This window comes from Streptomyces sp. BV286 (assembly GCF_019090165.1).
GTDB lineage: Bacteria > Actinomycetota > Actinomycetes > Streptomycetales > Streptomycetaceae > Streptomyces.
Genome location: NZ_JAHRIB010000171.1, coordinates 1 through 10,563 on the forward strand (window position 1 = coordinate 1; position 10,563 = coordinate 10,563).

Below are 10,563 nucleotides of genomic sequence, written 5' to 3' on the forward strand. Positions count from 1 at the left end.
AGGTCACGTACAAGGTCGAGGCGACTCGTGTCGAGCAGCGCACCGACTTCGACAAGCTGATCGTCGACGTCGAGACCAAGCAGGCCATGCGCCCCCGTGACGCCATGGCATCGGCCGGCAAGACCCTGGTCGAGCTGTTCGGTCTCGCCCGCGAGCTCAACATCGACGCCGAGGGCATCGACATGGGCCCCTCCCCCGCGGACTCTGCCCTGGCCGCCGATCTCGCCCTGCCGATCGAGGAGCTCGAGCTCACGGTCCGCTCCTACAACTGCCTCAAACGTGAAGGCGTCCACTCCGTGGGTGAGCTCCTGGCGCGCTCCGAGGCCGACTTGATGGACATCCGCAACTTCGGTGCGAAGTCCATCGACGAGGTCAAGGAAAAGCTCGCTGGCATGGGCCTCGGCCTCAAGGACGCCCCGCCCGGATTCAACCCGACCGCCGCCGCCCTCGGTGCGGACGACGACGCGGACGCGGGTTTCGTGGAGACCGAGCAATACTGAACGCTCGCTGCGCCGGTCAGAGAGACAGTTCGCCCACTTCCGGGCGCACCGTAGGTCCAGGCCGTCCTGGATGAAGTCCCGCAGCTCAGAGATCGGCCGATCATGCCGGGCCTCGGTTTCGGCCTCGGCCGACGGGAATCGGCGCGGGCCTGGGCGGCAAAGTGGCGGTACTGGCCGTTTTCGGGGTGCCGGTTGCGGCGGATCTCCCGGCTGATGGTCGACGGGCTGGGGTCCAGCTCGGCGGCGATCGCCCGAACCGACGCCTTCTGCATGAGGTGGCCGAAGCCCTGGTCGCCGCGACAGACCGTCAGGAACCCCTGCCCGCACAGCTCCAGCAGCAACTGGCACCCGCGATGGCCGCCCACTGACGGAAATGAACCGGGCGGGCATCGGGGGTGGCCGCCGCACCATGGGCTGTACAAGTTCAGGCCCGGGTCCGTGCCGCGATGACTGCACCGGCACGGACCCACCGCTAGTCTCCTGAGTCTGAAATTCGGTTCAGATATGAGGCGAGGCGTTCGAGGATTTCGTCTGCGGTCTTGACCCACGCATAGGGCTTGGGGTCGTCGTTCCAGGCCTTGATCCAGGTGCGGATGTCTCGTTCCAGGGCCTGGACGGAGGTGTGGGTGCCTCCTCGTATGCGTTTGTTGGTGAGTTCGGCGAACCAGCGTTCCACCAGGTTCAGCCTGGAGGATCCGGTCGGGGTGAAGTGCAGGGGAAAGCGGGGGTGAGCCAGCAGCCAGTTCTTGACGGCTGCGGTCTTGTGGGTGGCGTAGTTGTCCACCACCAGGTGGACCTGCCGACCGCTCGCCACGGCCTGACCACAGGGCAGGTCCCAAGCCATCCTGCCCCCGCCGTCAGGCAGCCACGCACCCCACAACGTGACAACACCCTCAGAGTGGTTCGTTCAGCCGTGATGGCAGCACAGGCACAGGTCCTCCCAGTGATCACAGAGCGTCGCAACTCCATGATCGCTAGGACCTGTGCCTGTCTCGCCGCCCGGATACCAGCACCGCGCCCATCTTCGCGACCTCGAAGAAGTGATCCCCGGGACGGGCTCAGCTCCCGATGAGGGAGATGGCCACGTCCGTGATGTTCAGGGGGAACTTGGCGATGGAGGGGTCGTCGGCCACGAGCGTGGCTTCGCCGGTGAAGAGGTTGATGTTGTAGAGGGAGGGCGTGCTGGCACCGTAGGGGGTGAGGGTGGCGAAGGCGGCGTTGCTGACCGTCTTACCCCCGGACAGGGTGCTGAAGATGTCCATGCCGGCATTGATCCCGGCGTCGATGCCGAGGTTGCCGGTAGGTGCCAGCGTGCCGTTGTTGGCCGGGGACTGGATGACGACCTGGTCGCTGGTCGTATTGATGTCGAACAGCGTGGTCGAGGTGGTCCCGTTGAGGTCATTGTTCGTGTAGGCGGCGGCAGAGACGCCCTTGGTCGTGCCCTCGATCGGCGGGGTCGTGAGGTTCAGGTCCTGGATGGTCGAGTGGTCGTTGAGGTTGTGCCGCAGGTTCTGGCCGTTGTCGCTGATCACGCGCAGCCGGTCGGCGGCCGGGTTGAAGTCGACGCCGAAGTTCGTACCGTGCAGCGTGTACTGGAGCTGGGACACCTTGGTGACCACGACGTCCTCGGTGCCCGACGGGATCTTGATCGTGTAGATGCCGCCCTTGTTGCCGACGCCGTACATCAGGCCGTTCTGCACCCGGAAGTCAATGCCGATCAGCGCCGTGTCGCCGCTGAGGCCAGTGACGGCTCTGACCCAGTTGAGTACGTTCGGCCGGTCGGTCGTGAACGTGGCCATCAGGGTGCCGTCGCCGGTGATCCCGAAGGCGCGCAGGCTGGGGGTGGCGGCGGGGGCGGCCGAGCCGGTGCCCGGCGCGCTCAGCATGAGCGCTGTCGAGGTGGCCATGACCGCGATCGCCGCCGCGATTCTCTTTCTTGTTTCCGCTTTCATCGGTGATTCCCTCCCGTTTGAACAAGCACCATTGCGTGGCGCACAGATGAGAGATTTCCGTACCGATTCCCGCAGTGATTCCATACTGATCGCCGGGGTGGCGACCGGAATGATCGCTGTGATTTCTCATCCACGGGTTGGTACGCGCTTCCCATTAAGGCCAGTTCACAGTGTCTCCACAAGCAGAACGAGCGATGAGAATGCCCCGATCCAGGAATTTTGCGCACTGTGACAAAGTGCCCCAGATGCGCTCGTCTCTCATTTGCGCGGAGTGATAGATGCCGTCCGGATCTCGCCTGTCGGCCTGTTCGACCGGAATGGCATGCTCGCGCCCATGGGAAACCTCTTCGCCGCGTTGGCCCGACAGGCGTCGGCCAACGCGCGCCGGGAGGTCGAGGCGTACGCGCGCGAGATTCCGGAGTTCGGGTTCCTGGACACGAACTCCCGGGCGCGGGCCGAGACGCTGGAGTACGCAGTGTGGTTTCGACGTCGTACGGTCGAACTGTCCCCGGACGACAGTGAGTTGAACGACGACGACCTCGGCTACATCGCGTCGATCGGCGAGTTTCGGGCCGGAGCGGGGATGTCGCTCGATGCACGGCAGCGGGTCCTGCGACTGCACACCTCACTCATGCTGCGCGAGATCAACGAAGCGACCGAAGCTCAGCGTGGCGGTGGCATCGGCGAGCTCATGCGGATGATGAGCTGGTTCGCCCCGCAGGGAGAACGTGGCATCGGTGCCTACAGCCAGGGATTCGTGACGGCGCTGCGGCACCGTCTGCCGTACGTCGCTCAGGTCACCCAACTGGCCCGGTCGCTGCTGAACGGAGACCCCATATCGGCGGAACTCGCCTCGGCCGTGGGCATGGAACTGCCCGAGCGCTGCGCAGTGACGGTGATCCGGGTGCCGGACCGTCCCGTCGGTGATCGTGACCTGGAGAGCGAGATCGAGGCGCTGGTGAAAACCCACCACGTGCCGATCACGTGGTGCCCGGAGGGCGGAAACAGGAGCGGTGAGCTGATTGCCCTGGTTCCCTTGGTTCCCCCGATGCCTCCGGCGTCTCCTGGGCCCGATACCGCCGAGACCGCGCAGCCGCATTCCGTACCCGACCTTGCGCCCGACCATGCGCCGGACCTCTTGCCCAAGCTCGTATCCGATCTCGTACGGGACTTCGCCCAGGCTCTTGGTCGCCCCTGCGCCGCGGGCACCGCCACCGCACCGCTGTCCGAGGTTGCCGACGCCCTCGACCTGGCCCGGCGGATCAGTAGAGCTGCGCCGCTGCGACGGGCGTCCGCTCGACTGCGGCCGCACACCATGGCGGACGTATTCGTCGAACTCGCCGTTGCGGACGTGCCGTTCGTCGACGAATGGCTCCATACGGTGGTCAGGGACCTGCAGCCCGGCCCGGATCTCCTCGTCACGCTCGACGCGTACTATCGCGAGGACATGCACCGCGGCGCCACGGCAGCAGCCCTCAACGTCCACCCCCGCACCGTGGACTATCGCCTCCGCCGGGTACGAGAGCTCACCGGCATCGATCCGGGCTCGACACGCGGCGTGCGCATCCTCAGCTCGGTCGTCACGCGGAGCCTGTCAGGAGCGTGGCACTGATCTGGGCGAGCGGGGGCGACAGCGCAGAGTGAAACCCAGACGCAGGGAGCACCACTCGAAGACGCCCGCAGGAGCTGTCACGTTGCTGGCGAGCAAGTGCGGATGGTGCTCATGGCGCGGTGGAGCCCTGTTCCGGACTGTCTTCAGGCCGTGGCGGCGAGGCCGACGACGCCGGTGGCCTGCTCCCAGATCCCGAAGCGGACGGTTATCTCGGCTCGGTAGTCGCGTGCGGACATCAGATGGCGGCGGGGCCGGGAGTCGGGCGAGATGCCGCTGAAAGCGGACGCAAACCGCTGTCCTCCTCCCGCAGAGCGGAAGCCCTTCATCGCCCGTTCGCGCTGCCTGGTTGGTGCCGCGGCGTGCTGACCTGCGGACGCTCGCCACGGCGGGAGGGGTCCGGCCGATAGCCAGCCAGGTTCAAGGGCCGTTTCTCGTGCGACTCGTGCGACTCGTGCGATGTCACGTCTCAGTGGCTTGCGGACGAGGATTTGAGCCAGTCGGCGCCGTCGCCCTGGAGGGCGTGCAGACAGGCGGTGCGTCCGGTCGAGAGCAGCAGCAGGGCCAGCGCGGGCCCGGCAATTTCTGGTCCGTCGCCCGCCGACCAGTCGGTGTCGGTCGCCCGCAGGGTGAAACCGGCCAGGTGGCGCTTGCACTCCGCCGCGAGCCGTCTCAACCCTCGCGGCGGAGGTGGGTGCGGAGCGGTTCACCGAGGTGACCTGGCGGCAGGGCACCAAGGGCGCGATGACCTCCCGGTTCACGATGCTGACGGTGCGGCCCGCGGGCAAGCAGTCCCTGGCCGCCGCTCAGGAAGCGGGCGGCGGCCGCAACCGGTGGGACGGCGTCCTGCCCACCCAGACCCTTCTGGTCGAATGGCCGGACGGCCAGGATGCCCCGACGAACTACTGGATATCGAACCCTCCTGCCACCACACCGGCAGCTGATCTGGTGCGGTGGGCGAAGATGCGCTGGCGGATCGAACACGATTACCGCGAGCTCAAGCACGGCCTGGGCCTGGACCACTTCGAGGGCCGCACCTGGCGCGGCTGGCACCACCACGTCACCCTCGTCACCGCCGCCCAGGCTTTCCTCACGCTCCGCAGGCTCGACCCAAAAGTCGAGGCACCGGACCGAGCCTCTACCAGACCCTCGACGCCCTCCAAGACCTGCTGAGGTGCTGGACCGGCACGTGCACCACCTGCGGCCGCCCCATCAAAACCAGCAGAACCACAGCAAGAACCTAACGAAGTACTACTAGAAGGTGTGTGACTCCATGCCCCGATGCCCCCTCGCCGACTTGCCGCTTACCTGGCGGCGCGCCGGACAGCACACCTAGGCTCCCGCCATGAAGTCCGTCATCACAGCCATCGACAAGGTGCTCCCGAACAATGACCGCAAGTGCAGCATGCACACCGCACCGAGCCCGAACTGCAGCGGCCCGGTCGTGGCCGTCGTGATCTTCGACGACGCCGGAGGCAAGGACAATCAGTGGAGCGTGTGCCACTGGTGGCTCACCAGCAACCCGGACGCGGTCGCCTTCCAGCAGCATCAGTGACCCGAGGCGCAGAAGTGCCGCTCGTCGGGTCTGCCCATGCGCGTGCTGCGACTGGCGAAGGAGTCGGCCGTCAAAGCCCGCACGCAGGCGAAGAACCAGCTCAAGGCCGTGCTGCTCGGTGTCGATCCCGCCCTGCGCGAGGCACTCTCCGAGCTCAGCAACACGGCCTTGATCAACCGGTGCGCTGACCTTCTCGACGCAGGCGATGCGGCCGTCTTCACGCTCCGGCTGCTGGCTAGGCGCATCCACCAGCTCACCGCCGAGGTGAAGGAACGGGTCACCTCCCGGTGGGCCAGCTCGGTTGTAGCGTTGTCCGCAAACGATCAGGGGGATTCAGTGACGAGGTCCTTGCACTTCAGCTGGGAACTGGGCAGCTCCGGCTGGGCGACGTGCAGGATCTGGGATGGCTCGACAAAGCACCGGGACATCGTCAGCTACTGCACAAACGCGCTCGCCGACTTGTTGAAAGGCGTGACAGGCCTCTACGGCCCTCATGGCATCCAGCGGTTCTCGTTCGACCTCGAACCGGCAGAGTCACGGTGGATTCTTCGTCGCCGAAACAGCGACGTGCACATCACAATCCGTCGCTTCCCGGACATGTCGACGAGCTTCGACGCACCGGACGGGAAGGGCACCTTCGTGTGGACGTCCACACGTCCTCGCACCTCCCTGGCACATGCGGTCCTGATGGCCGCCGAGAAGGTGCGGCGAACCCACGGCGAGGACGGCTACCTCCAGAAGTGGCAGCTGCACGCCTTCCCCACCACCGAACTGGAAACCCTTCGGCACCTGCACCTGGCAGCGGATGACTGCGCTCTCCAGCACTGAACCAACGGCGCCTCACGGCGCAAACAAAAGCTGAGCCGGGAGCGCTACGCGGCGAAGCCGATATTGGTGACGTACACGTACTGGCTGTCGACGAACAAATTTTTCGGCTCTGCCGACGATCTTGTGATGGCACCCGACTGAACTGGGCATCTACCGGGTGTGCGGTTCAGGGTATCTGAGGCGGTTGCTGCCTCATTTAGCGGATGTGGTCGTGGAGTCCATCGAGCGGGCCGCTGGGGTGGTCACGTTTCGCACGTCGTGCAGGACGCTGCCTGCGAGATGTACGTCCTGTGCGATGCCTTCCTGGCGGGTGCACGGCCGGTACCTGCGCCGCCTCGCTGACGCGCCCCTCGGTGCAGCCCTCGTCGTGATCGAGCTCTTGGTTCGGCGCTTCAAGTGCCTCAACTCCCGTTGCCCGGCGGTGACGTTCGCCGAGCAGATTGAGGGGCTGACCAGCCCGCACGCCCGCTACACCCCGCTTCTGCGAGCGGTGCTTACCTCGATCGCCCTGACGCTGGCGGGCCGTCCCGGGGCGCGGCTTGCCGGCTCGTTGAGCATCCGCGTCTAGAAGGACACGCTCCTGCATCTCCTTCGCGCTGTCCCTGAGCCGCCTCCGACCCAGGTCAGAGTGCTGGGCGTGGACGATTTCGCGCTGCGCAAGGGCGATTCATACGCCACCATCCTCGTCGACCTGGAGGCCCGCCGGCCACTCGATGTGCTGGTCGGCCGGGACGCCGCGCCGCTGTCCGACTGGCTGCGCGGGCACCCCGAGGTGGAGATCATTTGCCGGGACCGGGCCGGCGCCTACGCGGAGGGCGCCCGCACCGGCGCCCCGCAGGCGAAGCAGATCGCGGACGGGTGGCATCTGTGGCGGAACCTCGCCGAGGTCCTGGAGACGATGGTCGGCGCCCACCACGGCTGCATCCGGGCCGCGTTCGCGACCCCCCTGGCCACCAAGATGGACTCCGCCGGGGACCTGGTCACCGAGGAGCCGTCCATCGCGGAGAGCGTCCCGTTCGTTCCGCCGGACGGGACACTCGACTTCGCGGGCCGCCCGCGGCGCCTGGTGGCCCGCACCACCGAACGCTACGAGGCGGTGCAGCAGCGGCTGGCCGAGGGCAAGACTCTGGCCGCGATCCGCCGTGAGCTGCGGCTCGACCACTCGACCGTGCGCCTCTTCGCCCGAGCCCGCAGTCTCGATGAACTCCTGGTCAAGGCCACCAACCGGGCGACTCTTCTGGACGATTTCAAGCCCTACCTGCACCAGCGGTGGACCGAGGGTTGCCACAGCATTCCCCAGCTCCACCGCGAACTGCGCAAGCAGGGCTTCACCGGCGACATCCAGTGCGTCCGGCGCTGCTTCCGCCCGTTCAAGAAGCCCCACAGCACCCTTCTCAAGGATCCACCAGGACCTCCTCCGGAACCCCGGCCGGCGCCGAAGCCCCGTCGGGTCGTCCGCTGGATCATGACGAATCCCGAGCACCTCGCCGAGACCGACGCGGCCGAGCTCAAGGAGATCCGGATCGTCTGCCCCGAAGTCGATGCTGCCGCACGCCACGTCCGTGACTTCGCCACCATGATGCGCGATCACCGCAGTGACCTCCTGCCCGGCTGGCTGGACCGGGTCCTCACGGACGACCTGCCCGCTCTGCACTCCCTCGTCAACGGCCTGCGCCGCGACATCGGCGCCGTCACTGCGGCCTTTTCGACTTCCTGGAGCTCAGGCCAGGTCGAGGGCCACGTGACACGCGTCAAACTGATCAAGCGGAAGGGCTACGGCCGAGCCAATTTCGACCTGCTCCGCAAACGGATACTCCTCATGACATGACATGACATGACCCGCCCCGGAGCACGGGATTTTCAGGAGAACCGGTCGCCCGAACGCGCTGGAGCTGAACTTCTTAACGTTCGAAGTCTCTCGCGGCGTCGTCCCAGCAGACGCTGCGGAGACCGTGATCGGCGTCCTCACCTGACGGGATGTCGGGAGTCGCCTGGAACCACACGACGGTCAGTGCAGAGTGGTGCAGCACCGACTCTCGTTCCGGATCGATCGGCTGAGAGGTGAACGACCCAACGCACGTCACTGCAGGCAGCAGTTCGACCGGGCCGAAACCACCAGCAAGGAGGTCGGGCAGCTCCCGGACCGGCGCGACCAGGTGCACCGGAATTGAGGGACGATCCTTCTCGACGCTCCTGAGCAGGCACTCCAGCTTGAGGTCGTTCCAGCGCCGGAAGGGGTACCCCTCCAACATTCCGCCATACGTCGAGGACAGTCGCACGTCCGAGAGTTCGATCGAGCGGCCTGAAGTGAGAACTATGTGCGCCAGTGCCATAGTCCCCAACCTACTGGCGCAACAGGACCCGACTGCTGGCCCCCTGCTCCGAGGCCGTGACAGTTACTCCAAGACTCCGACATCAACATCGCTGCGTGGATCACAAGATCTTCGCCAGAGCCGAATTACGTGACTGTCCACAGATTGCTCGGGTTCTCCCGGATGGCCGTACAGCCGTCGCAGCGTTCTGACAAGGGATGATCTCGATCAGGTTTCGATGGCACGAGGTCAAGATCCGGTGGTGCGGGACACCGTCGATGAGGCGTGCGGCCGTAGATGCCATCATCGACAGTTGACGGATCGTATTTTTGAGTTGATGCTCTCGCCATGGCGAACGTATTCAGCGAGCGGGTGGCCCACCTCAACACCGAAGCGGGAAAGACCTACCAGGAGATGGCGGTCGATTGTGACCTCAAACCGTCTGTGACCTGGTGGAACAAGGCGCGGTGGAATGAGATCAAGATCCCGCCGGAGCCAGGTCTGTATCCGCGCATGGCGAAGGCGCTGGAAGTTCCGGAGCGCAGGGTGGCGGAGATGGTCGCCGAGCAGTGGTGTGGGGTGAGGCCGGATGACACGGTCCCCGAGCGGCTGCGTCACCTGATGGCCGTGGCGCGAGGGGTCAGGAATGACGAAGATCTGACGCTCCTCGTCGACCTTGCGCATGCGCTCAGCATGAAGCACGGAGCAGAGCGTCTCGTCGAGTTGCTCGACCCTGACCCTGATGAGGTGATCAAGAAGTTGGAGGCTGAGAAGGGTGGCCGCCGAGTGGTGAAGGTCAGGAGGGCGGCTAGCGCTTAGCCTCGCGCTTTCACGAGGTGGGGCGTCCGAGGCTTGATCAAATAAGCGGAGAGTGCTCCTGACGGGCCTTGACCCAAGGCCGGGTAGTTAGAGCTCGTAACACGATCATGATCGGCGCTTCTTGAGCCGTCTCCAGCAGATGAGGCTGCAGGCGAGGGAGATGAACGCGTCGTGGAGTTCTGTGCGGCGTTCCCATCGCACGGCGAGCCGCCTGAACTGGTGGAGCAGAGCGAACGTTTGCTCGACGACGTAGCGGAGTTTGCCCAGGCCCTTGATGTTCGGGGCACCCTTGCGGGAGATGACCGGCAGGATCCGGCGCCTGCGCAGCTCGTCGCGGTTGGGGTTGGAGTCGTAGCCCTTGTCCCCGAGCAGCGAGTCGGGGCGGCGGCGTGGCCGGCCGGGACGGCCAGCGACATGCGGGACGCCGTCGACGAGAGCGAGGGTCTGGGTGACGTCGTTGACGTTGGCCGCGGTGGTGATGACCTTGAGAGGGGTGCCGCGTCCGTCGCAGATCAGATGGTGTTTGCTGCCTGTCTTCCGCCGGTCGACCGGCGACGGACCGGTGTCGGCTCCCCCTTTTTCGCGCGGATGTGAGAGCCGTCCACGCACGCCCTGGACCAGTCGAGTTCGCCGGCCGCGTTGAGTTCCGCGAGCAGGATCCGGTGCAACTGGTCGAAGACACCGGCCTGCTGCCACCGCTCAAGCCTGCGCCAGCAGGTCTGCCCGGAGCCGAACCCCAGCTCCAGGGGCAGCAGTTGCCAGGCTATGTCGTTGTGGAGCACGTACAGGATGCCCTGCAGACACAGCCGATCCGCCACCGGCCGAGGCCCGGGTGACCGCTCCGGCCAGGGCGGCAGCAGCGGTTCGATCAGGGCCCACAAGTCGTCGTCCACGATCCACGGTCGAGTACTCACACCTTCCCGAACGGCCGGATCACCCAACGGTCACGCCCGGCCAGGGCACTTCAACAAGATCGTGTTACGAGCTC

12 protein-coding genes and 4 pseudogenes are annotated in these 10,563 nt (G+C 66.0%); 9 read left to right on the forward strand and 7 right to left on the reverse strand.

What is annotated here, in order from left to right:
* The coding region (locus KUF83_RS31165) for a DNA-directed RNA polymerase subunit alpha C-terminal domain-containing protein (RefSeq protein WP_302828566.1) at positions 1-500 on the forward strand (500 nt) is incomplete at its 5' end.
* 227 nt (positions 501-727) lie between these two features.
* Here KUF83_RS31165 and KUF83_RS43065 read toward each other — a convergent pair.
* The 3 genes and pseudogenes from KUF83_RS43065 to KUF83_RS31180 all read right to left on the reverse strand — a co-directional run.
* A pseudogene (locus KUF83_RS43065) lies at positions 728-772 on the reverse strand (hypothetical protein); the annotation flags it as partial.
* Between the two features lie 200 nt (positions 773-972).
* Positions 973-1,296 (reverse strand): annotated as a pseudogene (locus KUF83_RS31175) (transposase); the annotation flags it as partial.
* 262 nt (positions 1,297-1,558) lie between these two features.
* Entirely contained in the window at positions 1,559-2,407 is an 849-nt protein-coding gene (locus KUF83_RS31180) for a DUF4394 domain-containing protein (protein ID WP_217458346.1), read from the reverse strand.
* Here KUF83_RS31180 and KUF83_RS31185 point away from each other — a divergent pair.
* On the forward strand, positions 2,406-2,684 hold the full coding sequence (locus tag KUF83_RS31185) for a hypothetical protein (RefSeq protein WP_217458347.1): 279 nt from the start codon (positions 2,406-2,408) through the stop codon (positions 2,682-2,684). The two genes, KUF83_RS31180 and KUF83_RS31185, sit on opposite strands and share 2 nt — an antisense overlap.
* Positions 2,685-2,786: 102 nt before the next feature.
* Complete coding sequence (locus tag KUF83_RS31190; RefSeq protein ID WP_217458348.1) at positions 2,787-4,064, forward strand: CdaR family transcriptional regulator; 1,278 nt, start codon at positions 2,787-2,789, stop codon at positions 4,062-4,064.
* A 143-nt stretch (positions 4,065-4,207) separates the two neighbouring features.
* Here KUF83_RS31190 and KUF83_RS31195 read toward each other — a convergent pair.
* Both KUF83_RS31195 and KUF83_RS31200 read right to left on the reverse strand, forming a co-directional pair.
* Positions 4,208-4,417: pseudogene (locus KUF83_RS31195) on the reverse strand (IS6 family transposase); the annotation flags it as partial.
* A 113-nt stretch (positions 4,418-4,530) separates the two neighbouring features.
* Positions 4,531-4,737, reverse strand: a complete 207-nt coding sequence (locus tag KUF83_RS31200; protein ID WP_217458355.1) for a hypothetical protein — start codon at positions 4,735-4,737, stop codon at positions 4,531-4,533.
* Here KUF83_RS31200 and KUF83_RS31205 point away from each other — a divergent pair.
* From KUF83_RS31205 to KUF83_RS31225, 5 genes and pseudogenes are all read left to right on the forward strand, one after another.
* A pseudogene (locus tag KUF83_RS31205) lies at positions 4,722-5,234 on the forward strand (transposase); the annotation flags it as partial. The gene KUF83_RS31200 and the pseudogene KUF83_RS31205 overlap by 16 nt on opposite strands.
* A 172-nt stretch (positions 5,235-5,406) precedes the next feature.
* Positions 5,407-5,616 (forward strand): hypothetical protein, encoded by a 210-nt coding sequence (locus tag KUF83_RS31210; RefSeq protein ID WP_217458349.1) that lies wholly within the window; start codon positions 5,407-5,409, stop codon positions 5,614-5,616.
* A 36-nt stretch (positions 5,617-5,652) separates the two neighbouring features.
* A complete protein-coding gene (locus KUF83_RS42190) occupies positions 5,653-6,444 on the forward strand; it encodes a hypothetical protein (RefSeq protein WP_254644648.1) in 792 nt (263 codons plus the stop codon).
* 211 nt (positions 6,445-6,655) lie between these two features.
* Positions 6,656-7,012: a transposase family protein gene (locus KUF83_RS31220; RefSeq protein ID WP_217458350.1), complete on the forward strand. Its 357-nt coding sequence runs from the start codon at positions 6,656-6,658 to the stop codon at positions 7,010-7,012.
* A 69-nt stretch (positions 7,013-7,081) separates the two neighbouring features.
* Complete coding sequence (locus tag KUF83_RS31225; protein WP_217458351.1) at positions 7,082-8,272, forward strand: transposase; 1,191 nt, start codon at positions 7,082-7,084, stop codon at positions 8,270-8,272.
* A 73-nt stretch (positions 8,273-8,345) separates the two neighbouring features.
* On the opposite strand, the gene KUF83_RS31230 is transcribed toward KUF83_RS31225, so the two are convergent.
* On the reverse strand, positions 8,346-8,777 hold the full coding sequence (locus tag KUF83_RS31230) for a hypothetical protein (protein ID WP_217458352.1): 432 nt from the start codon (positions 8,775-8,777) through the stop codon (positions 8,346-8,348).
* Positions 8,778-9,104: 327 nt separating this feature from the next.
* On the opposite strand from KUF83_RS31230, the gene KUF83_RS31235 reads away from it, so the two are divergent.
* Entirely contained in the window at positions 9,105-9,575 is a 471-nt protein-coding gene (locus tag KUF83_RS31235) for a hypothetical protein (protein ID WP_217458353.1), read from the forward strand.
* A gap of 105 nt (positions 9,576-9,680) precedes the next feature.
* Here KUF83_RS31235 and KUF83_RS31240 read toward each other — a convergent pair.
* A protein-coding gene (locus tag KUF83_RS31240) for an IS5 family transposase (protein WP_374106105.1) occupies positions 9,681-10,471 on the reverse strand; the annotation gives its coding sequence in 2 pieces (ribosomal slippage) (positions 9,681-10,154 and positions 10,157-10,471; 789 coding nt in all).
* Positions 10,472-10,563: the final 92 nt, after the last annotated feature.